18 protein-coding genes and 1 tRNA gene are annotated in these 22784 nt (G+C 65.2%); 4 read left to right on the top strand and 15 right to left on the bottom strand.

The features are described from left to right. The 14 genes from ACO6D6_RS07765 to ACO6D6_RS07700 form a co-directional block, all read right to left on the bottom strand. Positions 1 to 3283: helicase-related protein (locus tag ACO6D6_RS07765; RefSeq protein WP_484784645.1), on the bottom strand; the 3283-nt coding region annotated here is incomplete at its 3' end. 382 nt (positions 3284 to 3665) lie between these two features. After that, positions 3666 to 4448 (bottom strand): DUF6602 domain-containing protein, encoded by a 783-nt coding sequence (locus tag ACO6D6_RS07760; RefSeq protein WP_484784643.1) that lies wholly within the window; start codon positions 4446 to 4448, stop codon positions 3666 to 3668. A gap of 222 nt (positions 4449 to 4670) precedes the next feature. Continuing rightward, a tRNA-Ala gene (locus ACO6D6_RS07755) sits at positions 4671 to 4743 on the bottom strand. A 55-nt stretch (positions 4744 to 4798) separates the two neighbouring features. Continuing rightward, entirely contained in the window at positions 4799 to 5401 is a 603-nt protein-coding gene (locus ACO6D6_RS07750; protein ID WP_484784641.1) for a histidine phosphatase family protein, read from the bottom strand. Then, on the bottom strand, positions 5398 to 5793 hold the full coding sequence (gene rsfS / locus ACO6D6_RS07745) for a ribosome silencing factor (protein WP_484784639.1): 396 nt from the start codon (positions 5791 to 5793) through the stop codon (positions 5398 to 5400). The genes ACO6D6_RS07750 and rsfS overlap by 4 nt, the downstream gene beginning before the upstream one ends. Continuing rightward, on the bottom strand, positions 5780 to 6448 hold the full coding sequence (nadD, locus tag ACO6D6_RS07740) for a nicotinate-nucleotide adenylyltransferase (RefSeq protein WP_484784638.1): 669 nt from the start codon (positions 6446 to 6448) through the stop codon (positions 5780 to 5782). The genes rsfS and nadD overlap by 14 nt, the downstream gene beginning before the upstream one ends. Then, positions 6445 to 6579: a hypothetical protein gene (locus ACO6D6_RS07735; RefSeq protein ID WP_484784637.1), complete on the bottom strand. Its 135-nt coding sequence runs from the start codon at positions 6577 to 6579 to the stop codon at positions 6445 to 6447. The genes nadD and ACO6D6_RS07735 overlap by 4 nt, the downstream gene beginning before the upstream one ends. Before the next feature lie 18 nt (positions 6580 to 6597). After that, complete coding sequence (locus ACO6D6_RS07730) at positions 6598 to 8109, bottom strand: vWA domain-containing protein (protein ID WP_484784636.1); 1512 nt, start codon at positions 8107 to 8109, stop codon at positions 6598 to 6600. Between the two features lie 140 nt (positions 8110 to 8249). Continuing rightward, positions 8250 to 9491, bottom strand: coding sequence for a glutamate-5-semialdehyde dehydrogenase (locus ACO6D6_RS07725; RefSeq protein ID WP_484784635.1), 1242 nt, complete (start codon positions 9489 to 9491; stop codon positions 8250 to 8252). A gap of 222 nt (positions 9492 to 9713) precedes the next feature. Beyond that, positions 9714 to 10781, bottom strand: a complete 1068-nt coding sequence (proB, locus tag ACO6D6_RS07720) for a glutamate 5-kinase (protein ID WP_484784634.1) — start codon at positions 10779 to 10781, stop codon at positions 9714 to 9716. Further along, a complete protein-coding gene (gene obgE, locus ACO6D6_RS07715) occupies positions 10771 to 12234 on the bottom strand; it encodes a GTPase ObgE (protein ID WP_484784633.1) in 1464 nt (487 codons plus the stop codon). The genes proB and obgE overlap by 11 nt, the downstream gene beginning before the upstream one ends. Positions 12235 to 12327: 93 nt before the next feature. Next, entirely contained in the window at positions 12328 to 12585 is a 258-nt protein-coding gene (gene rpmA / locus ACO6D6_RS07710; protein ID WP_014846833.1) for a 50S ribosomal protein L27, read from the bottom strand. Positions 12586 to 12598: 13 nt separating this feature from the next. Continuing rightward, complete coding sequence (gene rplU / locus ACO6D6_RS07705; RefSeq protein WP_484782086.1) at positions 12599 to 12907, bottom strand: 50S ribosomal protein L21; 309 nt, start codon at positions 12905 to 12907, stop codon at positions 12599 to 12601. Between the two features lie 307 nt (positions 12908 to 13214). Beyond that, entirely contained in the window at positions 13215 to 16154 is a 2940-nt protein-coding gene (locus ACO6D6_RS07700; RefSeq protein ID WP_484784632.1) for an Rne/Rng family ribonuclease, read from the bottom strand. Between the two features lie 576 nt (positions 16155 to 16730). On the opposite strand from ACO6D6_RS07700, the gene ACO6D6_RS07695 reads away from it, so the two are divergent. After that, complete coding sequence (locus tag ACO6D6_RS07695; RefSeq protein WP_484784630.1) at positions 16731 to 17345, top strand: SGNH/GDSL hydrolase family protein; 615 nt, start codon at positions 16731 to 16733, stop codon at positions 17343 to 17345. A 37-nt stretch (positions 17346 to 17382) separates the two neighbouring features. On the opposite strand, the gene ACO6D6_RS07690 is transcribed toward ACO6D6_RS07695, so the two are convergent. After that, entirely contained in the window at positions 17383 to 18714 is a 1332-nt protein-coding gene (locus tag ACO6D6_RS07690; protein ID WP_484784629.1) for a bifunctional folylpolyglutamate synthase/dihydrofolate synthase, read from the bottom strand. Between the two features lie 41 nt (positions 18715 to 18755). Here ACO6D6_RS07690 and ACO6D6_RS07685 point away from each other — a divergent pair, with 41 nt between their 5' ends. The 3 genes from ACO6D6_RS07685 to valS all read left to right on the top strand — a co-directional run bounded on the left by ACO6D6_RS07685 (position 18756) and on the right by valS (position 22771). Beyond that, entirely contained in the window at positions 18756 to 19301 is a 546-nt protein-coding gene (locus ACO6D6_RS07685; protein WP_484784653.1) for a DoxX family protein, read from the top strand. Positions 19302 to 19312: 11 nt separating this feature from the next. Next, complete coding sequence (locus tag ACO6D6_RS07680) at positions 19313 to 20107, top strand: DsbA family protein (RefSeq protein ID WP_484784628.1); 795 nt, start codon at positions 19313 to 19315, stop codon at positions 20105 to 20107. Between the two features lie 105 nt (positions 20108 to 20212). Further along, a complete protein-coding gene (gene valS, locus ACO6D6_RS07675; RefSeq protein WP_484784627.1) occupies positions 20213 to 22771 on the top strand; it encodes a valine--tRNA ligase in 2559 nt (852 codons plus the stop codon). Positions 22772 to 22784: the final 13 nt, after the last annotated feature.

Raw genomic sequence — 22784 nt, 5'->3', positions numbered from 1 at the left:
TGTCGTAGCCGGGATTGTTGCGGGGCATCTCCACCGGGTTCCTGCCGATGGCCCGTTCCGCGGCCAGCACCGCTTCCACCGCTCGGCGTTCCACTTCTTCCGTGGCGCGGGTCCTGGCCGGTGCCTCCTGCCCGGATTCCGCTTCGATGAGGCGGCTCGGCACGATCAGCGCGGCGCTGCGGATCACCCCGGGAACGGCGACGAGTTTGGTGTGGAGCGCGAGTTCGTGGCGTCTGCGTTCGAGGCGTTTCTCCAGTTGACGGGCCTTGGCGTGGGCGGTTTCGGCCCGCACCCTGCCGATGGTGCCTGCGCGTTCGAGATCCTCCAGGCGGTTGTATTCGCGATCCCAGTGGTTGATCTCCGCGAGCAGCCGCTCCCTGACCTGTTTGCAGGTGCGGGCCACCTCGATTTCGAGCCGGGCACGGATTTCCTCCATGCGTGGTTGCATGCCGCTGCGGTAAGAGTTGGCGCGCACGGTCTTCTCGTGGTTTCCCCTCACCCATTCGTCGTTCAGGATCGAGGCGATGGCGGCGGCCTCTCCTGGCTGGGGTGCGTCGTAATCCAGGTAGGGGGGTGCCGCGGAGACCGTGACCGTTCCGTCCGGTTCCAGGATCGGGTAGTCGAAATGGTGTGAGACGGTGTCGGTGCCGGGCGCGGAGTTCGTGATGCGCTGCTCGACGGTGTACATCAACGCCGGGACCTCCGCCTGTTGGCTGCGCCTGTCGACCAGGACGGTGCCGTGCCGCAGTGCCTCCCCCAGGTCCTCGATTGTCGCTTCGATCACGGCGTGGAGCAGTGGCTGGCCCGGGGCGATGAGGGTGGCGGGCGGCTGGCCCTCGGGGTGGGTGAGGTGCAGTTCGAAGGTGATGCGTTCGTACTGGTCGGCGACGGGGGCCCAGCGGTTCAGGCGGCGCGCGATGTCGATGACCCGGGTGGGGACGCGGGTGATTTCGTAGCGCCCCTTCTCCCGTTTGCGGACCTGCCCGCCCAGGCGTTCGAACGCGGGCAGGAAGAAGGCGGCGATGTAGCCGGGCTGGAGGCGGCGTTCGCGGGCCTTTTCCATTCTGGCTCGTACCTCGTCGAGATCGAGCGCGCTGAACATCTCGGGATGCAGCGCCTTCTCCGCGAGCATCTCGTCCAACCCGTCCCTGACTCCCGCATCGATGATGCGGTCCAGTCTTGCCTTCACCTCGGGGCGGTCCCCGTACCGGATGGCCTCGATCAGCAGGTCACGCAGGGACTTTTCCTGGAAGGCGTCGTCGTCACCGAGCACGTTGAACAGGTTTCCGTTGTACGCCACCGACATCTGTTCGATCTTCGAGAGCAACCGGGTGAAGACATCGCCCTCGCGGGTGTCCTTGGCCACCATGTTCCACAGGTGACAGACCTCGCGCTGACCGATGCGGTGGATGCGGCCGAAACGCTGCTCTATCCGGTTCGGGTTCCACGGCAGGTCGTAGTTGACCATCAGGTGGGCGCGCTGCAGGTTGAGCCCCTCCCCCGCGGCATCCGTGGCCAGCAGCACCACCGTGTCGGGGTTGTGGGTGAATTTCTCGCGCGCCGCCATTCGTTCCTCGCGGCTGGTGCCGCCGTGGATCCTTACCACCGCGTCGGAGCGGCCGAGCTGGGCGCTGATTCTCTGATCCAAGTAGTCGAGGGTGTCCCGGTGCTCGGTGAAGATGATGATTTTCCTCGCTGCCCCGGTGCCGTCGCCGGCCAGTAGTTGTTCGTCGAGAATGGTGCGCAGCTGCACCCATTTCTTGTCGTCGTCCAGCCGCCGAACCTTGTATGCGATGCGAATGAGGTCCTCAAGGGTCGTGATCTCGGTGCGCAGCTCCGGAATGGTTCGCGCGGCGGTTGCGCGATCCACCACCTTCTCCACCTTGGTTTCGAATTGGAGGCGTTCCGAATCGGTTGTTTCCAGATCCATGTCTTCGTAGTCATGGATCGACAGGGACGGGAGTTGCTCATCGAACCGGGCAGCGGTTTGTTCCTCCTCTGCAGGGTTCGCCATTTCCTGGATGCGAGTGAGTTCGCGGAGTCTGTCTTCGAGTCGGCGTCGACGGCGTTCCAGGGACCGCAGAATCGCCTCCGGGCTGGATGCGAGACGGCGTTGCAGAACGGTCAGGGCGAATCCGACGTTGTTTCCGCGTTTCCTGTCGCCCGCTTGGGAGATGCATTCGGCACGTCCCATTTCTGTGCGCACGTACTCGGTGACGAGATCGTAGAGTTCCCGTTCGGCCGGGCTCAGTTCATAGGCCACCGTGTAGGCGCGACGTTCCGGGAACAACGGTTTGCCCTCGAAGGTGAGCAGGTCCTCCTTGACCATGCGGCGCATGAGGCCCTTCGTGTCGGTGCGGTGCACCCCCTGACGGTACTGGCCCTCGAAACGGTCCCTGTCCAGCAGCGACATGAACAGCTGGAAATCCTCTTCCTTTCCCGCGTGTGGGGTGGCGGTCATCAGCAGAAGGTTGTGTGCGGTTTCCGAGAGCAGCCTGCCCAGCCTGAAACGTTTCGTCTCGGACACCTCACCCGCCCAGGATGAATAGTGGGCGGACATGCGGTGTGCCTCGTCGACCACGGCGACGTCCCAGTTCACCTCGGAGAGCTGTTCCATCAGGTCTTCGTTGCGGGAGACCTGATCCATTCGCACGATCAGCCGGTTGTGTTCGGTGAAAACGTTGCGGCCGTGGGCGTCGTCGATCATCTGGCGGTTGAAAACCTCGAAACGCAGGTCGAACTTGGTGGCCAGTTCCTCGCGCCACTGCTCCACCAGCCCACCGGGAGCGACGACGATCGCCCGTTCGCAATCGGAACGCAGGATCAGTTCCTTGATGTAAAGGCCGGCCATGATCGTCTTCCCTGCGCCCGGGTCGTCGGCCAGCAGGAACCGCAACGGAAGACGCGGAAGCAGTTCCTCGTACGCGGCGCGGATCTGATGCGGCAGCGGGTCCACATCCGAGCTGTTGACCGCGACCATCGGGTCATACAGGGCGGCGTACTTGATGCGCAACGCCTCCGCCGCGAGCCGGAATTCGTCCGGGTCTCCGTCGAACGCCGGGGCGGATTCGAGATCACTCACCGGTTCGAGATCGGCCGCGTCGCCCTCCGTGACCATACGGCCGCCACTGGCTCCGGACTCGTCCCGGTAGAAGACCTCCACCAGCGTCGGATCTATGACCTCGACGGTGAGCACGGTGACCGTCTGCCCCGGAACCAGGCCGCGGACTCGCTGCCCCGCACGCAGGGCGGCCAGACCGGATGTGGTCTCTGCCCCGGTCACAGAACCCCTCCCTCCGGTTCCTCCCGCCGACGATCGTGCGCGGGGAATCCATCATCGGGGTGACCAGCGCACACCCCCGAATAGTAGCGGGTGGCGGCTGGGCAGGTCGATGCGGCCTTCCCCTTTTGGATGAAGACTGTCTTTACGTCTCTAGAATAACACAGAATCAATAGCCGAAAAAACCTTGAATTAGACCATGAGTATTATTCACAACTATCCTTAAGTGCGTTCCGACTAGGAGGTTTGTCGATGGATGGGTCGCCTGTGAATAAGTCTCCATGAAATAAAGTAAAAAATCACACGCCAAGCAACAAAATATCCAGAGATGCGGGGTCATGAACTTCACCAATAATTTTCTATAGCTATTGACTTTTATTAGCGATTATTCCTGATCGCACCCCGGATCATAAGTTTTCCCCGCAAAACTATTTTCCCGCGAAATGAAATTCACATATTCACCAATATCCATAGCTGCCACGGTTCCGAGTCCTTGGAGGCGGCTGAAAAGCTTAAAAAGGAAAAACAAGAGAGCGGTATTGGAATCGCTATATTCCAGCTTGGATGAGTCGCTATAGGGATTGTTGAACGACCGGGCACCTAACGCACACCCGATATCGATCCGAAAATCGCCAGTAAGACGCATGATGGATTCCACGGCCACTTTACCATCTAAATCAACCCAGCCACTCCTCGTGGTGAGCAGACCTCCGAGAATATGTATAGGTTTCTTAGGAGCGAATACACCTCCAGCATGAGGGATTGTGATGGACGTGCGATGAAGACAGCGAACACTTGCAATCTTTCTTCCGGCATAATCCATGAAACGCTTATTAGCTTCTTGCTTAACCTCAAATACCGCATATACAGCCTCAACAGGAACGAGCAGGTCGCTATCACTGATGCGGACAAGTAAAGGAGTATACTGCGAATCATAGATAAGCAAGTCAATCTGATCGCTTATTTCTCCAGAAGAATCTATCGCGAATCCCTTTGTAACACCATATCGGCTGGGGAGAAAGTCTTTAAGAACAGCAGCCCATTTCGCTTCTGAGGCTTCACCAATAGAACCCCCGTGCCGAATAGAAGCGGGCGCTATCCCTAAGTCTGCAATTAGACTATTCTGTTTTTGCAAAAAAGCTGAACGTATTATGTTTTTGTCTACCATGAAGATTTTCCCAACCCTTACATAGAGAGGATTATCCGCAGGCGATATATCGGTCGGCAAATCCCCTAATCAGAGCGCCTTTAAAGATAGCAAAAAATAAGCCTTATGGCATGTTATCAAGATGGACCAACAAACACAAGTTCAATCAACAGAACTTCCAACAAAAAGGATCACGAGCCAGCCACTGCACTTTGATCAGACCATCAATTTTCAAACCGCCCGTGGAGCTAAGGGGATTCGAACCCCTGGCCTCTTCCATGCCATGGAAGCGCGCTACCAACTGCGCCATAGCCCCGTGTCTCGCGACTCCTTGAACTTACCGGAGCCGCGGGCGGTGCGCAAGCCGCGGGTCAGGGAAGCTGTCTCGCCGGGGTGTTGTAGGCGGCGAGTCTGGGCTTTTCTCCCCCGATCACCAGCGAGTAGGTGATGTTGCCCGGGATGCTGAGGATGTCGTCGATGCCCATGAAGGCGCTGACCACCTTGGACAGCAGCAGGCCATGGGTGACGATCAGCACCTGCTGTCCCTTGTGTCTTTCCGCGATCTCCCGCACCGACTCCAGGGCCCGGGCGGTCATCTCCGCCAAGGTTTCGCCCGTCGCCGAACGTTGGAAATCGATCCCTTGGGTGTAGAAATCCATGAAGCCGGGAAACACGCGGACCACCTCGGCGGTGGTCATACCACTCCAGCTGCCGATGTTGATCTCCTGCAGCCGGGCATCCGGCACCACATCGAGCCCGTGGGGTTCCGCGACCCTGTGGGCGGTGCAGAGGGCCCGTTTCAGGTCGGATGTGTAGCAGGCCTCGAAATCCCAGTCCGCGAAGAACCGGGCCGCCTCCCCGGCCTGCCTCTCCCCCACCTCGTCGAGTTCGACATCCGCTTGTCCCTGCAGTTTTCCGAGCTCGTTCCATTCCGTGCGACCGTGCCGCAGGAACACGAGTTTTGTGTGCGTCACTGCTCTTCGTCGTCCTGCGGCACCGGCACCTCGTGCACGTCGAGCGGGATCTGCGGGCAGTCCTTCCACAACCGTTCCAGGTTGTAGAGGCTGCGTTCCTCGGTGCGCTGCACGTGCACCACGAAATCGATGTAGTCCAGCAGCACCCAGCGGTTCTCCCGGTCACCCTCGCGGCGCACTGGTTTCAGCTGGGCCTGTTTGATGAGCTGCTCCTCCACGGCATCGACAACCGCCCCGACCTGGCGTTCGTTCCTGGCGCTGATGATCAGGAACACATCGGTGATGGTCAGCTGCTGGCTGACGTCGAAGGCGACGATGTTGGTGCCGAGTTTCCCGGCCGCCGCATCCGCGGCAATGGTCACGTGTGTGATCACGGACTCAGATGTTGTCAACTGGAACTCCTGTCTCAGGATGCGGGTAGAGACCACGTTTCGCGATGTACTGCACGATGCCGTCCGGCACCAGGTACCAGATCGGTTCGGCACGCTGCACACGCGCACGACAGTCGGTGGAGGAAATGGCCAAGGCCGGGACCTCCAGCAGCGTCACCTTATCCGATGGCAGATGCGCCAGGTCGTCCTCCGTCATGGGAACCCCCGGCCGGGTCACCCCGACGAAGTGCGCCAGATCGAACAGCTGCTCCGCACCGCGCCAGGTGAGGATCTGCCGCACCGCATCCGCACCGGTGATGAAGAACAGGTCCACGTCGTCGCCGCGTTCCTCGCGAAGATCCCTCAGGGTGTCGACGGTGTAGGTGTTGCCGGGACGGTCGATGTCCACGCGACTCACGGAGAACCGGGGATTGGACGCAGTGGCGATCACGGTCATCAGGTACCGGTCCTCCGCCTGGGTCACGTTCCGGTGGGTTTTCTGCCACGGCACACCCGTGGGCACGAAGACCACCTCGTCGAGGGAGAACTTCGACGCCACCTCACTGGCGGCCACGAGGTGCCCGTGATGGATCGGGTCGAAAGTGCCGCCCATCACCCCGAGCCGGTAATGCCGTTCCCGTCCCTGCCGGGCCGCCGCCAATTCCGTGGTGCTCATCGCTTCCCCGTTTCCTCACCGCTGCCGACCCCCAACCACCATCCCAGAGCCCCGAGCGCCAAGATCACCCCCATGATCGCGAGGGCCAGCACGGAGACGTCGGCCTCGGTCGGTGTTTCCAGCAAAACCATGCAGTGCATGCTATCCGGTCAGCAACCTCCGTAGAGGTCGGCGGACCAGTCGCGGACTGCCATCCCCACCACAGGAGTTGAACCTTTCGGAGATTCCGGCTCCCAATCCGAAAAGAAAATCATCTCCCTTTCACCAGAACGAATGACTCCCGCCTCAAAGGGACCACCATTTCCGTTTTTCGTCTCAAACCGGAGATCGGGATGCCGGCGTCGCACCTCATCAAAGGTCATACCGATTTTCACCCCACCATAAGTGGCCAGATTTGATGTGTCCCCTTGGTATGCGAGTTTTCCACCCACGTATATCTCAGCCAGCGGGGAGTCGGCCTTGATCCCTCCAGGCTCATACTTGAGCTGAAAGTAAACGCCCTGTGCGGCCAGTTCGGGGACGGTCTTGAAAGGCGCCTCACAAGGATCAGTGGTGGGAACCATGGCCCCTCGCTCAACCATGTTGGTGTCGCCTATCTTGTAGGGCCCGAGTCCCTCGAAGGACATGACCATCGCTCCGGAAACCGGCGCACAACGACACAGGAACACCACCCGGATCCTGCCCTCGGCATCGGCGCCCAAACGCCAGTAGAGGCCTGTTTGAGTGGCTGGATAGACGCGGATGCTGTCCGTGCCCTCGTTCTCCTCCGCGATGGGGGAGCCCAGCAGTTCATCGGCCTTGGAGACCGGATCGCCGATGGCAACCCCATCGACGGTGGGTGTGGGTTTGCCGCCCTCACCGGAGCTGATCGCCACCAGTTCGCTGCCCTTGAACAACCATTCGCAGTCACGCCACACAATTACGACGACGGTCTGCCCGTTCCACTGCCGCGACGATCCCGAGGACAGCGCCGGGAAATCGGAATGGTTTCCCGAAATCGTTTCGTATGTGTCCCCCACCCCTATTCCATGGGCACCGGACGGGGACAGTTCCGCCAACGCCTTCGTCTCATCCAGCGCCGCCAAGGTCCGGGAGGCCAACTGTTTCCCGTTGTCCGCGGTGGTGTAATAACCGCCAGTGGCACGGGCAACACAACGCACGTCCTCCTCGTCGGTGCGCAGGCTTACGACAGAGATGCTCAATCCGGGATTGGCGGCCTTCAGTTCCTTCGCCACGTCGCAGGGAGGAGCGGATTCACAGGTGTTCCTGCCGTCGGAAACCAACACGATTCGTCCGGGCTGCCCGCCCAGCTGAGCCGCCGCCTCGCGCAGCGCAGGCCCGATGGGAGTCCAACCTCCCGCGACCAGCGCATCCACCTTCGTCTTGAGTGCCGCGGCGTCGACGGGGGCCATCGCCTCCACCACCTCGACGTCGGCGCATCCCTGTTCAGCGTTCACGTCGTCACCGTGCATCTTCGTGCCGTAACCCACCAGCGCCGCAGATGTGCCCGCGGGAAGTGCCCCGAACAGGCCGGTGACCGCCTGCTGGGCCGCCGCCATCCGGGTGATCCCCTCCGCAGCGTCGTCGTGGGTCATGGAACCCGAGGCGTCCAGTACGGCCACCACCGGCAGTGATGTCCGGGCCCCATTCGATTCCGTCATCACCGGTGTTCCGCTTCTGTCCTCGGAGGCCGCGCCGCTCTCCCCCGCCTGTGGTGAGCTGCACCCACCCACCAGGAGAGCCATAGCCAGCAGCCCTCCTATCCACTGGTTCCTCACAGTCCCTCCTCGTGCTCCTAGTCTCAGGTCCGCACCTGGCCGTCGCCGTTCACGATGTATTTCGTAGAGGTCAGTTCCGCCAGACCCATCGGGCCCCTCGCGTGAAGTTTCTGGGTGGAGATTCCGATCTCGGCTCCGAAACCGAACTGGCCCCCGTCGACGAACCTGCTGGAGGCGTTCACGAGCACCGCAGCGGCGTCGATCTCGGTGACGAACCGGTCGGCCGCGGCCCGGGACTCGGTGATGACGGTCTCGGAATGACCGGTGGTGTGGTGGCGGATGTGGGTGATGGCCTCGTCGATGTCAGCGACGATCCTGACCGCCAGGTCCAGCGACAGGTATTCCGCATCGAACTCGTCCTCACCGGCAGGGACCACGTCGTCGGCGAACGCCACCACATCGGGGGTTCCGTGGATCGTCACACCAGCGTTGCGAAGCGCATCGAGAGCGACGGGAAGGAAGGCACCGGCGATGTCGCGGTGCACCAGCAGCGTCTCTACGGCATTGCAGACGCTGGGTCGCTGGGTTTTCGCGTTCAGCAGCACTGCGACGGCCTTGCCGATGTCGGCGGAGGCATCCACGTAGAGGTGACAGTTCCCGGTGCCGGTCTCGATCACCGGCACCTTCGCCCCCTCGACCACGGCGTTGATCAGCCCGGCCCCGCCTCGCGGGATCAGCACATCCACCAGGCCTCGGGCGGCCATCATCTCTCCCGTGACCTCGCGTCCCCCCTCCACCAGGGCGACGGCGTCGGTGTTCACCCCGGCGTTCCTCAGCCCTTCACGCAGGGCCTCGACGCAGACCCGGTTCGACTCGATGGCCGAACTGGAGCCGCGCAGCAGGGCCGCGTTGCCTGACTTGAGACACAACCCGGCCGCGTCCGCCGTGACGTTCGGGCGGTTCTCGTAGATGATCCCCACCACCCCGAAGGGCACCCGCACCTGCCGCACCTCGACGCCGTTGCCGAGCCGCCAGCCCCGCACCAGGTCACCCACCGGGTCGGGCAGCGCCGCCACGTCGCGCAGCCCGTCGACCATTCCCCGCACCCGGTCACCGTCCAGACGCAGCCGGTCGATCACGGCCTCGGGTGTTCCCGCCGCCCGGGCCGCATCGACATCGATGGCGTTGGCCGCCAGCAGCTCCTTCTCGGCGGCCGCCACGGCGTCGGCCATCGCGTGCAGGGCGCGGTCCTTCTCGTCCCGGGTCAGGGTGGCCAGTTGCCGACTCGCCTCACGGGCTGCCAAGGCTTGGGATCGGAACTCCATGACGGGAGTATAGGAGGCACATACGGCATCCGTGCCCTGTTCCACCCACCGGTTTGCTGGCCTTGTTCCCGTTTTGCTGGGCCTATTCATGTTTGCCTGCGCTGTGAGGCCAGCAAACCTCAACAAGCCCAGCAAACCGGATTCAAGGCCAGCAAACCGGGAACAAGGCCAGCAAAGCAATCGACTGGTGGGGCAGGAATCAGGGAATCAGGGGTCAGGGAGTCAGGGGATCTCGATCATCAGGTCGCGGTGCACGGCCAGACCTCCGAGGTCCATCCGCCGCCGTAGTTCCGTCGCGGAGCAGTCCACCAGTCCACGTGCCAGCAGGGTTCCGCCGGGCCCGGTGATGTCGACGGGATCGCCAGCCTCGAAATCACCCGTGACGTCGTCGATCCCCACCGCCAGCAGCGAGGCGTGTCCATTCCCGACGGCCCGGGCGGCGCCGGCGTCGATCCTCAGCTCCCCGCTCACCTCGGCGGCATGTGCCAGCCACAGCAGCCTGCGGGGTCGTCGCCGCCCGGCGGCCTCGAACAGGGTGCCCACCTCCTCCCCCTCCAGGGCCGCCAGGAGCTGGTCGGCGTGGGCCAGCACCACGGAAACCCCGCCCGAGGTCGCGATCCGGGCGGCCTCCACCTTGGTGCGCATCCCGCCGGTCCCGACCCGGGAACCCACCCGGGATGTGTCGGCCACCAGCTCCGTGAAATCACGGACCCGGGGTATCAACCGGGCCCCGGGTTCCTCCGGGTGTGCGGTGTAGAGGCCGTCCACGTCGCTCAGGATCACCAGCGCATCGGCCCGTACCAGGTGGGCGGTCAACGCCGCCAGGCGGTCGTTGTCGCCGAACCGGATCTCCCCGGTCGCGACGGTGTCGTTCTCGTTGATCACGGGTATCGCCCCCAGCCTGAACAACCGTGAAATCGTGTTCAGGGCGTTTCGGTAGCTGCGCCCGTCCTGCAGGTCACCGGCGGTCAGCAGCACCTGCGCCACCATCTGGTGGTGGGCCGCGAAAGCCTCCGCGTAGCGCCGGATCAGGATGCCCTGCCCGACCGCAGCCGCCGCCTGCTGGGTCTCGAGATCCCTGGGCCGCGCAGGGAGCCCCAACGGTCCCAGCGCCGCCGCGATGGCCCCGGAGGTCACCAGCACCAGACGCCTGTCGCGCGCCTGGAGAGAGGCCAGTTCCGCTGCGAGCGTCTCGATACGCACCGGGTCCAAGTGGCCATCGGAATCGGTCAGCGACGACGACCCGATCTTCACCACCAGGCGTTTCGCCCCGGTGATCTCAGTCCTCATCGACGACCTCGCCGGCCTTCCGGGCGTGGTACTCGGCATCGATCCGGCGCCGCCGGGCCACGGCGGGCCGTTCGCTCTCCAGCCGGGGATCCTCACCCCGCCGGGAGAGGATCTCGGCCCCGGTCTCGACCTGCGGGGCGAAGTCGAACACCACCGCGTCTTCGCCGCCGATGGCCACCGCATCACCCTCCCGGGCCCCGAGTTCCAGGAGTTTCTCCTCCACCCCGAGCCGGTTCAACCGGTCCGCCAGGTAACCGACCGCCTCGGCGTTGTTGAAGTCGGTCTGGCGGATCCAGCGTTCCGGTTTCGCCCCACGCACCCGCCACAGGAAACCACCCTCCCCGTCGCCCTGCTTCACGATCGTGAAGGAGTCGTCGGCGGAGATACGCCCCACCGGTTTGGGCCGCAGGACCTTCCTCGGCGGCTCCTCCGTCGCCCTGGCGGCGCGGTGAGCCTCAACGATCCGGGCCATGGCGAACTTCAACGCGTTCAACCCCTCACCGGTCTTGGTGCTCACCTCGAAAACCCGATAGCCGCGTTTCTCCAGTTCGGGCCGGGCGAGTTCCGCCAATTCGGGGGCGTCGGGCAGGTCCAGTTTGTTCAGCACCACCAGGCGTTCGCGATCCTCCAGACCGCCGTGGGCCGCCAGTTCGCCCTCTATCACGTCCAGGTCGGCGACGGGTTCGCGGCCCGGTTCCCAGGTGCCCAGGTCGATGACGTGCACGATGGCCTGGCAGCGTTCGATGTGCCGCAGGAAATCGAATCCCAGGCCCTTCCCGAGAGAGGCCCCCTCGATGAGACCCGGAACGTCGGCAACGGTGTAGGTGATCTCTCCAGCCACCACGACCCCCAGGTTCGGCACCAAGGTGGTGAAGGGGTAGTCGGCGATCTTCGGCCGGGCCCTGGAGATCGCTGCGATCAGCGACGACTTCCCCGCCGATGGGAACCCGACCAGACCGATGTCGGCCAGCACCTTCAATTCGAGCTGGATCAGTCGGGACTCGCCGTCCTCACCGAGAAGCGCGAAACCGGGCGCCTTGCGGGCGGAGGTCGCGAGCGCCTCGTTGCCGAGCCCACCCTTGCCGCCGACGGCAACGACGTATTCCTCACCGGATCCGGTGAGATCGGCCAGGTGCTCGCCCGTGGTCGCATCGGAGACGACCGTCCCGGCAGGTACCGCCAGGACCACGTCCTCACCCTTGGCGCCGTGCTGGTGGTCGCCGCGGCCGGGCTGCCCGTTCATGGCCCGGCGCACCGACTGGCGGTGGTACTCCACCAACGAATTGAGGTTGTCGACCACCCGGAGGATCACCGATCCCCCGTCGCCGCCGTTGCCGCCGTCGGGTCCGCCGAGGGGCTTGAACTTCTCGCGATGCACCGAGGCGCAGCCGTGACCGCCGTTGCCTGCCTGCACGGTCAGTTTCACGCGATCCACAAATGAGGGAATTGCCACGGCTAGAAGTATCTCAAAGTGCTTCGGAAACCGAAGAGCGACGGGCCCGCCTCGCAAGGAGGAGGGCCCGTCGCCCGGATGTCAGCTGTTGGCTCAGGCCTCGACCGGAGCCACGTTGACGACGCGGCGGCCGCGCTTGACGCCGAAGTTCACCTTGCCGGCGGCCAGCGCGAAAAGGGTGTCGTCGCCACCACGACCCACGTTGTCGCCGGGGTGGAAGTGGGTGCCGTGCTGGCGGACGATGATCTCGCCCGCGCCGACGACCTGACCGCCGAAACGCTTCACACCGAGGCGCTGGGCGTTGGAATCACGACCGTTTCGCGTCGAGGACGCGCCCTTCTTGTGTGCCATCTCTGCTCCTGCCTCAGTTCTTGATGTCGGTGATCTTGACCTGGGTGTACCGCTGGCGGTGCCCCTGGCGTTTCTTGTATCCGGTCTTGTTCTTGTACTTCAGGATCCGGATCTTGGGGCCCTTGGTCTCCGCAAGCACCTCGGCGGTCACGGAGACCTTGCCGAGGGCCTTGGCGTCGGAGGTCACGGTGCCGCCATCGACCAGCAGCAGCGGCTGCAGGTTGATGGTCTCGCCGACCCCTTCGGACACCAGGTCGATGTCGAGGATGTCGCCAACAGCCACCTTGTGCTGGCGTCCGCCACTGCGCACGATCGCGTACACGCCTGACCTACCTTCTTCTTCTAATGCCTTGGGATTCTCCCGTGACGCCCGTGGGGCTCAGCAGGAGACGTCGTCCGGCCACGCAGAAGGGCGCGGCCTGACAACCGAGGAACAACTTTACGGTCACCGCCCCGCCGGGTCAAACCAACAGACTGCAATTCTTCACCTGAAGTTTCCGCAACCGACCACAGGTCCCCGGGCATGCGCGAGATGGTTTCGACACGGGCCGCTCCTTCGTCGCAGCCCGGGCTCAACCAGCTTCGGGAGAGGGTCGCCGCAGCCGGTTCAACCGGCTTTGGGAGAACTGTTACCCGTTCTTCCTGCGGCGACGTCCGGACCTGCGTTCGCCGCCATCGGCCGGGGCCTGCGAGTCGACGGGGTTGTCGAAACGCAGATAACCGGAGCCGTGGCAGTGATCGCACTCCTCCGTGAAGGCCTCCGCCAGTCCGGTTCCGATGCGTTTGCGGGTCAGCTGCACCAGCCCCAGGCTGGTGACCTCCGCCACCTGGTGCCTGGTGCGGTCGCGGCCCAGGCACTCGACGAGGCGTCGCAGCAGCAGTTCACGGTTGCTGGGCAGCACCATGTCGATGAAGTCGATTACGACGATGCCACCGAGGTCGCGCAGCCTCAACTGCCTGACGATCTCCTCGGCCGCCTCCAGGTTGTTGCTGGTGACCGTGGCCTCAAGGTTGCCACCAGAACCCGTGAACCGGCCCGTGTTGACGTCGATGACGGTCATCGCCTCGGTGCGGTCGATCACCAGCGACCCTCCGGAGGGCAGGAAGACCTTGCGGTCGAGGGCCTTGGCGATCTGCTCGTCGATGCGGTACTGCGTGAACAGGTCGTGGCCATCCTCACCCGGTTCGAACCGTTCGATGCGATCCGCCAGGTGGGGGGCGACGTGCCCGACATAGGCCGCGATCGCCTCGTGGGCGTCATCACCCTGGACGGTCAGCTTCGCGAAATCCTCGGTGAACAGGTCGCGGACGATGCGCAACGTCAGGTCGGGTTCGGAGTAGAGGGCCTCGGGCGCCTTGCCCGCCTTCACCTTCTTCTCGATGACCTCCCACTGGGCCTTGAGCCGGTTGACGTCGCGCACCAGTTCCTCGGCGGCCACCCCCTCGGCCGCGGTGCGAACGATCACGGATTCGTTGTCGCCGATCAGTTCGCCGAGGATCCGCCTCAGCCGGGTGCGTTCCACGTCCGGGAGTTTGCGTGAGATCCCGGACAGGTGCCCGCCCGGCGAGTACACGATGTAGCGGCCCGGCAGGGAGATGTGCCCGGTGAGGCGCGCCCCCTTCGCCCCGACGGGATCCTTGGTGACCTGAACGAGCACCGCCTGCCCGGACTTGAACACCTTCTCCACCTTGCGGTCCTCGGCGGTTACCCCGTAGGAGTCCCAGTCCACCTCACCCGCGTAGAGAACGGCGTTGCGCCCCCGCCCGATGTCGATGAACGCAGCCTCCATGCTGGGAAGCACGTTCTGCACGCGCCCCAGGTAGACGTTGCCGATCAGGGACGTGGCGGATGCGCGATCCACGTAGTGCTCGACGAGGATCCCGTCCTCGACCACGGCGAGCTGGGTGTAGTCCTCCCGCTGGCGGATCACGAGTTTCCGGTCCACGGATTCGCGGCGCGCCAGGAACTCGGCCTCGGAGAGGATCGGGGCGCGTCGACGACCCGCGGCACGGTTCTCCTTGCGGCGCTGCCGTTTGGCCTCCATGCGGGTGGAGCCCTCGATCCCGGTCACCTCGTCCCCGGTACCGCCCTTGGATTCGGAGCCGCTGGAACGACGACGGCGGCGACGGCGACGGCGGGTCCCGGTCTCCTCGTCGGATTCGCCATCCCCCTCGGCATTCTCCTCCTGCCCGGAGGTCTCGTCCTGCCCGGCGTTCTCGTCCTGCCCGGAGGTCTCGTTCTTCTCGGCCGAGTCGTCGCCGGATTCCCCGTCGGATGATTCGTCGTCGGTGTCCTCACCGGTCGTCTCATCGGCATTGGAGCCGCGACGACGACGCCTGCCACCGCGGCGACGACGCCGCCTGCCGGGACGTTCCTCCTCGGCCTCGGGGCTGGCCTCCGCCGCATCCTCCGGCTCCTCCTCGGAACCGGACTCGGCTTCGGCGGGGGTCGCGGAATCCTCGGCGATGGCGTTGGCCAGTTTCGCCAAGGATTCGGTGCGTCCCTCGGCGGTGATGGCGAACGGATCCTTCATCGTGGCGCGGCGGGCCTTGGCGGCCTCCTCCGCGATGCGCAGCGCGGCCGCTATCCCGTCCTCCGCGGTCTCCTGCCCATCCTGCCCGTCGGCGTCAGCCTGCCCGGCGGGTTCGGTCTTCTCCGTCTTGGTGGCCCCTGCAGCCCGGGTGGCGCGACGCCGCCGCTGCTTGGGCGCGGGTTCAGGTGCCGGCTCCTCCCCAGCGGGTTCCGGTTCGGGCCGGATCTCGGCCTCGGGGGTCTCAACCAGAGTGGTCTGTGGCTGATCCGGCCCACCCGCAGCCCGGGTGGCGCGACGCCGCCGCTGCTTGGGTGCGGGTTCGGGCGCCGGCTCCTCCCCAGCGGGTTCCGGTTCGGGCCGGATCTCGACCTCGGGGGTCTCAACCAGAGTGGTCTGTGGCTGATCCGGCCCACCCGCAGCCCGGGTGGCGCGACGCCGCCGCTGCTTGGGTGCGGGTTCGGGCGCCGGCTCCTCCCCAGCGGGTTCCGGTTCGGGCCGGATCTCGACCTCGGGGGTCTCAACCGGAGTGGTCTGTGGCTGATCCGGCCCACCCGCAGCCCGGGTGGCGCGGCGCCGCCGCTGCCTCGGGGCCGGTTCCCGGATCGGCTCCGGTTCGCTGGTCCCGGCGGGCTCCGGGGTGGCGGCAGCGGTGGTCACGGGCGTTTCCACGGGAATGTCCACCTCGACGGGCGGACCGGCGGGACGGGAAGCCGCGCGGCGGCGCCGCTGCCTCGGAGCGGGTTCCGGCTGCGGTTCAGCGACCGTCTCGGGCCGGGTTTCGGATTCGGCGGGGGGTTCCGTCCCGGAGGTCTCCTCTTCGGGGGTTTCCACCTCGGGTTGCGGTGCGCGGGCCTCAAGCAGCGCGGTCACCGCGTCGGCCACCACCACGGCGGATGCGCTGCGCAGCTCGTATCCGAGCTGCCCGAGCTCGGCCAGCAGCTCCCTGCTGGTGATCCCGAGGTGCTTGGCGACCTGGTGGACGCGGGGACGCGCGGGCAGCTCGGAAGCAGCGGATTCCTGACTGGTTTCGGTCATGTGCGACTCCTTCAGGCGCATTGGCGCCAGCTTCGGCGTGGCTCGCCACGCCTCTCAAGACTTCAAGGTCAACCGGAAGCATCGGGGCCTCCGCGGTCGAGTTCATCGTCGCGGTGTTCAGCCCCGGGCTGCCTCTCGGCGGCACCGGCGGTGCTTGACCTGGTGATCATTGTTCCACAACTTGCGCAAGCCATGGGTGCCATTCCCACCCCACCCGGAATTTGGGCGGCGATGAAGGCCCCGTTCCACTCACTGACGTTGTTCTTGTCCGTCTTCCTGACGGCGACGGGTTGCTCCGCCGATGCTCCCGAACCGAACCCCGGCGTTCCTCCCGGCTCACCGGTGGATTCCGAGGCGACCCCGGATGCGAACGCCGAGGCCCTCACCCGCGTGTTCGAACAGGCCGATGCGCTGGATGGGGTCAACACGAGGTGCTGGCCCGCTGGGCTTCCGACACCGCAGCGAACCACCGCGAGGAGACACGCCACGGCCCGTCCACGGGACTTTTGGTGGTGGTTCGAAGGTCACGATGGCATAGTGGAATCCTGTCGCGACACCGTTTCCGAAGGAGCTGAAATGACCGCGAAGCCCCCCACCGTCGTGTTCGCCGGAGACTCCATCACGGACACCGGAAAGGATCGGGCGAACGGCTCCCTGGGCACCGGCTACGTGGCCAAGCTGGCGGAGGGGCCCCTGAGCTTCGCGCGGGTGGTCAACGCGGGTGTCAGCGGCGACCGCATGGTGGACCTGGAGACGCGTTTCGAGGGCGACGTGCTGGCCGAGAACCCCGACCTGGTGAGCATCTTCATCGGCATCAACGACACCTGGCGGGCGGTCACCGGGGAGGCGGCCTCACCGCTGGGGGATTTCGAGGCCGCCTACCGGCGCCTGATCGAGAGCCTCGACGGGACACCCACTGTGCTGATGGTGCCGTTCGTGGCGCCCGTCACCCCCGATCAGGAGGGTTGGCTCTCGGACCTGCGTCCGCGACAGGACCTGGTGCACCGCCTGGCCGCGGAGTACGGCTGCGCCGTCGTCGATCTCGGTTTGATGATCCGCGAGTACTCGTCGGAGTACGAGAACGAGGAGATGGCCGAGGACGGCGTCCACCCCACCGACCTGGGGCACAAGCTGATCGCCGAGGCCTGGGAACGCGAGGCCCGCACCCGTTTCGAGGCGCTGCGCCCGTAGCGGCGAAACCCCTCCCCCGGGTCCTGCCGCGCACGGGTCACGAATCGGTTTCCTGCTCCCTGGCGAGCAGGCCCCGGGCCTCGCCCGCGACGATCAACGATCCCGCCACCAGTACCCCGGCTGTCGGTCCGGCGGCATCGGCCAGCAGCGTCGCCAGTTCCAGCGCGTCCGCCACGCCAGGGGCCCTGTGCACCTTCCCCGCGGGCCAGATCTCCTCCGCCGTGCGTGCCAGTTCGTCGACGGGCAGGGAACGCGAGGTGCCCCGGGCGCGGGTCACCACCACCTGGTCCATGGCGGAGGCGAAAATCTCCAGCACCCCGGCGGTGTCCTTGTCGGCCATCATCCCGACCACACCGATCAACGGCTGGAAGGCGAACGCCTCCCGGCACGTTTCGATGGTGACCCGCGCGGCCTGCGGGTTGTGGGCGGTGTCGACGACGATCGCCGGCGAGGTGCGCACCAGTTCGAGCCTGGCCGGGGCCACCACCGAGGCGAGCCCCTCCTCGATGATCCCGGGTTCAAGGGGTTGACCACCCAGGAAGGCCTCGACGGCCGCCACTGCGAGCGCGGCGTTGCGGGCCATGTGGGCTCCGTGCAGGGGAAGGAAGATGTCCCCCACCGGTCCGCCCTCGGACTGGATCCGGATCACCTGCCCGCCCACCGCGGGACGGCGTTCCAGCAGCCCGAAGTCCGGGCCCTCCGCCTTGACCACCGCTCCGACCTCGACTGCACGGGCCAACAGCACCCGGGCCGCCGCGGGTTCCTGCCCGGCCAGCACCGCCGTCGCGCCCGGCTTGATGATGCCCGCCTTCTCGGAAGCCACCTTCTCCAGTGAGTCCCCGAGGATGTGGGTGTGGTCGAGGCCGATGGGTGCCACGACCGAGACCTGCGGGGTGGCGACGGATGTGGCGTCCCAGCTGCCGCCGAGCCCGACCTCGACCACGGCGACGTCCACGGGGGCGTCGGCGAAGGCCGCGTAGGCCATGCCGGTGATGACCTCGAAGAAGGTCATGTCGATTCCGTCCAGTTTCCGTTCATCCACCATCCGGACGAAGGGTTCGATCTCGCCCCAAACCTCGGCGAACCTCTCCTCCGAGATCGGTTCCCCGTCTATGGAGATCCTCTCCCGGGCGTCGCTGAGGTGGGGGCTGGAGAACCTTCCCGTTCGCAGCCCAGCGGCACGCAGCAGCGCTTCGATCATGATGCAGGTCGATCCCTTGCCATTGGTTCCCGCCACCTGGATCACGGGGGTGGCCCGTTCGGGATTGCCCAGCAGGTCCATCAGGGCTGCGATGCGGTTCAGGGCCGGACCGACGCGGTGTTCAGGCCAGCGGGAAGTGAGTTCGGCTACGAGGGTGGCGTGTTCCATGATGAGGACATCCTAGTGACGCGGTTACTATGTTCTGCGTGATGAGCAGATACCCCGAACCCTCCGTGCGCCACTGGCCGGACTGGGTGGGATTGGTGGCCCGTCTGATACCCGGTGTCGTCTTCCTCTACGCAGGCATCGTGAAAATCGGGAATGTGGAGGATTTCGCCTTCGACATTCGCGCCTATCAGCTGGTCGGCTGGGATCTGTCCCGGATGCTGTCGTACATCCTTCCGGTGGTCGAGGTCGCCGCCGGGGTGCTGCTCATCGTGGGGCTGCTCACCCGCTGGGCGTCGCTGGTCACCGCGTTGCTGCTGATCGCCTTCATGGGCGGCGTCATCTGGGTCTGGAGCCAGGGAATCAGCATCGACTGCGGCTGTTTCGGACATGGCGGCGAGGTGGCGCCGGAGAACACCCAGTACCCCCAGAAACTGGCCGAGAACCTGGCGATGACCGCGCTGTGCGGCTGGCTGGTCGTGCGGCCGCGTTCCCTTTTCAGCCTGGATCAGGCACTTTTCGGCTCACCTGTTCGTTTCAGCGAGGAGAGCCACGATGACATCGCCGAAATGGCGGAAACCGAGGAGTGAATTCTAAACCCATGGCCAACAACTCGAACCTGAGCAAACGTGCTGCTCTCAGGAAGCAACAGGAGCTGGAAGCGCGCCGCAAACGCAATGCCCGGATGCTGGGCGTCGGTATGGGCGTGCTGGCCCTCGTGGTGGTGATACTCATTGCCGTCGTCATCATGAACGCGGTTGGCAGCAAGGCCCCGGCCGCCGAACAACTCACCCCCCCGAACGCCACCGAGGGACACGGCATCGCCATCAAGAGCAAGAACACCCAGCCCGCGGGTGACGCTCCGAACGTGGTGGTCTACGAGGACTACCAGTGCCCCGCCTGCAAGGCCTACGAGGCCCGGTACGGCAGCGCTTTCCTGCAGCTCGTCGACGAGGGCAAGATCACCTTCGAGGTTCGGACCGCGTATTTCCTCAACGAGGTCAACAAAACCACGAACAAGAAATCCTCCGAACGCGCCGCGCTGGCTGCGGCCGCCGCCGACGCGGTGGGCAAGTACCGCGAATACCACCAGGCGGTCTACGAAAACCAGCCCAGCCACGAGGGGGACGGCTACACCGACCAGCAGCTCCGGGTCGACTTCGCGGCCAAGGCGGGAATCGAGGGAGACGATCTGGCAACCTTCCAGAAGCTCTACGACACCAAGGCCTACGCCGATTTCGCGAAGAAATCCTACGAGTCCATGAGCGAGGCCGGGATCACCGGCACCCCCGCGTACGTCGTCAACGGCAAGAAGGTCAATCTCGACAACCTGACCTCGAATGATCCGCAAACCGTGCTGACCGCCATCCAGTCCGCCGCTTCGGGTTCCAACTGATCAACGACCCGATGTGTCCGGGCCGCCGGGAGATCCCGGCGGCCCGGACATGTCACGGGGTGTGACTTTTACCTCATCCGCCGCGCACAACTACGATTCCCTGTCATGACTGATCCTGCTTACAACTCCGGCCTGCCCACCAAACCCGCCCTCGAAGGTCTCGAGAGCAAATGGGGGCAGGTGTGGCGCGAGGCCGGCACCTACGCGTTCCGGCGTCCCGCTTCCCGTGAGCAGGTGTTCTCCATCGACACCCCGCCGCCCACGGTCTCCGGGTCGCTGCACGTGGGCCACGTCTTCAGCTACACCCACACCGACACCATTGCCCGCTACCAGCGGATGCGCGGCAAGGAGGTGTTCTACCCGATGGGATGGGACGACAACGGCCTTCCCACCGAACGCCGCGTCCAGAACTACTACGGTGTGCGCTGCGACCCGTCGCTTCCCTACGACGAGGACTTCACTCCCCCGGCCAAGCCGGATCCGAAACGCCAGGTGCCCATCTCGCGCCGCAACTTCATCGAGCTGTGCGAGGAACTGACCGCCATCGACGAGAAGGTCTTCGAGGATCTGTGGCGGTATCTCGGTTTGTCCATCGACTGGGACACCCTCTACACCACGATCTCCCCGGCCACGCAGGCCGTGGCCCAGCGGGCCTTCGTGCGCAACCTCGCCCGCGGCGAGGCCTACCTGAGTTTCGCCCCCACCATGTGGGACGTCACCTTCCAGACGGCGGTGGCGCAGGCGGAGCTGGAATCCCGGGAACACCCGGGCGCCTACCACCGTGTGGCCTTCCACGGTTCCGACGGGCCGGTGTTCATCGAAACCACGCGCCCCGAGCTGCTGCCCAGCGTCTGCGCCCTGATCGCGCATCCCGATGACGAGCGCTACCAGCACCTGTTCGGGACCACCGTCACGTCCCCGGTCTTCGGGGTGGAGATCCCGGTCCTGGCGCACACCGCCGCCGAACCCGACAAGGGCGCCGGCATCGCGATGTGCTGCACCTTCGGTGACCTGACCGACGTGCAGTGGTGGCGGGAACTCGATCTGCCGACCCGCACCGTCATAGGCCGCGACGGCCGCCTGCAGCGGGAGGTCCCCGAGTGGCTCACCAACGCCGAGCCCTGGGCCGGGCTGGCCGGCAAAACGGTCTTCTCCGCCCGGGCCGCCGTCGTGGAGCTGCTGCGCGCATCCGGTGACCTCGACGGGGAACCGAAACCCATCTCCCGGCCCGTGAACTTCTACGAGAAGGGTGACAAACCGCTGGAGATCGTCGCCACCCGCCAGTGGTACCTGTCCAATGGTGGCCGTGACGAACAGCTGAAGGCCGACCTGCTGAAGCGCGGTGAGGAGCTGGCCTGGACCCCGGAGCACATGCGCCACCGCTACGAAAACTGGGTGGGTGGTCTGAACGGCGACTGGTTGATCTCCCGGCAGCGGTTCTTCGGAGTGCCCTTCCCGGTCTGGTATCCGCTCGACGCCGACGGTGAACCGCGCTACGACCAGATGATCGTCGCCGACGAGGCCAGCCTGCCCGTCGACCCCGTCACCGTGTGCCCGCCCGGCTACGAGGAGTCGCAGCGCGGGATTCCGGGCGGGTTCATCGCCGACCCCGACGTGATGGACACCTGGGCGACCTCCTCGCTGACCCCGCAGATCGCGTCCGGGTGGGAACGTGACGAGGAACTGTTCGGCCTCACCTTCCCGATGGACATCGCCCCCCAGGGTCACGACATCATCCGCACCTGGTTGTTCTCCCGGATCGTGCGCGCCAATTTCGAGAACCACTCACTGCCGTGGCGGCGCACCACCATCTCGGGTTTCGTCACCGACCCGGACCGCAAGAAGATGTCCAAGTCCAAGGGCAACGTGGTGGTTCCTTCCGACATCCTGGAGCGTTTCGGCTCCGACGCGGTCAGGTGGCGCGCCGCCATGGCCCGGCCCGGTATGGATTCGCCGTTCGACCAGTCGCAGATGAAGGTGGGGCGACGGCTGGCCATGAAGATCCTGAACGCGGGCAAGTTCGTTCTCGGCCTGGCCCCCGAGACCGGGGATCCCGCCGCCATCACCAACCCGGTCGACAGGGCGCTGCTGGCGTCGCTGTCGGATGTGGTCACCGCCTGCACGGATGCGTTCGACGCCTTCGACTACACCCAGGCCCTCGAGGCCGCGGAAACCTTCTTCTGGTCCTTCTGCGACGACTACCTGGAGCTGGTCAAGGAACGCGCCTACGGCTCCCAGGGTCCTGAGGCACAGGCCTCCGCGCAGTCGGCGCTGGCCATTGCCCTCGACGTGCAGCTGCGGCTGTTCGCCCCGTTCCTGCCGTTCGTGACGGAGGAAACCTGGTCCTGGACCCACGGCTCCTCCATCCACCGCTCCCCCTGGCCCACCACCGGGGAGCTGGCGATCGACGGCGACCGGCAGCTGCTGGCCGATGTCGCATCGGTGCTGATCGCGATTCGCGGCGCCAAATCGAACGCGAAGGTTTCCATGAAAACCCCGGTCCGGAAGGCCAGCTTCCTGGGTGACCACGCAGCCCTGGAACGCCTGAAGAGCATCGAGGCGGATCTTCGTGCCGTCGGTCACATCACGGGCGAGGTGGTGTGGAAGATCGCCGAGGCTCCCCTGACCGTCGAGGCGGAACTGGAGGAACCCCCCGCCGCCTGAAATCAACCCGGAA

The sequence above is a fragment of the Arachnia sp. genome (genome assembly GCF_057238465.1).
The sequence above is the reverse complement of the archived record's forward strand: the minus strand, read 5'-3'. Positions and strand labels throughout refer to the sequence as shown.

Coding starts and splice junctions, on each gene's coding strand:
- ACO6D6_RS07760 (WP_484784643.1), bottom strand. CDS start 4,448: ATGGTAGACAAAAACATAATACGTTCAGCTTTTTTGCAAAAACAGAAT.
- nadD (WP_484784638.1), bottom strand. CDS start 6,448: ATGAGCACCACGGAATTGGCGGCGGCCCGGCAGGGACGGGAACGGCAT.
- ACO6D6_RS07735 (WP_484784637.1), bottom strand. CDS start 6,579: ATGGTTTTGCTGGAAACACCGACCGAGGCCGACGTCTCCGTGCTGGCC.
- ACO6D6_RS07730 (WP_484784636.1), bottom strand. CDS start 8,109: ATGACGGAATCGAATGGGGCCCGGACATCACTGCCGGTGGTGGCCGTA.
- ACO6D6_RS07725 (WP_484784635.1), bottom strand. CDS start 9,491: ATGGAGTTCCGATCCCAAGCCTTGGCAGCCCGTGAGGCGAGTCGGCAA.
- proB (WP_484784634.1), bottom strand. CDS start 10,781: ATGAGGACTGAGATCACCGGGGCGAAACGCCTGGTGGTGAAGATCGGG.
- rpmA (WP_014846833.1), bottom strand. CDS start 12,585: ATGGCACACAAGAAGGGCGCGTCCTCGACGCGAAACGGTCGTGATTCC.
- ACO6D6_RS07700 (WP_484784632.1), bottom strand. CDS start 16,154: ATGACCGAAACCAGTCAGGAATCCGCTGCTTCCGAGCTGCCCGCGCGT.
- ACO6D6_RS07695 (WP_484784630.1), top strand. CDS start 16,731: ATGACCGCGAAGCCCCCCACCGTCGTGTTCGCCGGAGACTCCATCACG.
- ACO6D6_RS07690 (WP_484784629.1), bottom strand. CDS start 18,714: ATGGAACACGCCACCCTCGTAGCCGAACTCACTTCCCGCTGGCCTGAA.
- ACO6D6_RS07685 (WP_484784653.1), top strand. CDS start 18,756: ATGAGCAGATACCCCGAACCCTCCGTGCGCCACTGGCCGGACTGGGTG.
- ACO6D6_RS07680 (WP_484784628.1), top strand. CDS start 19,313: ATGGCCAACAACTCGAACCTGAGCAAACGTGCTGCTCTCAGGAAGCAA.
- valS (WP_484784627.1), top strand. CDS start 20,213: ATGACTGATCCTGCTTACAACTCCGGCCTGCCCACCAAACCCGCCCTC.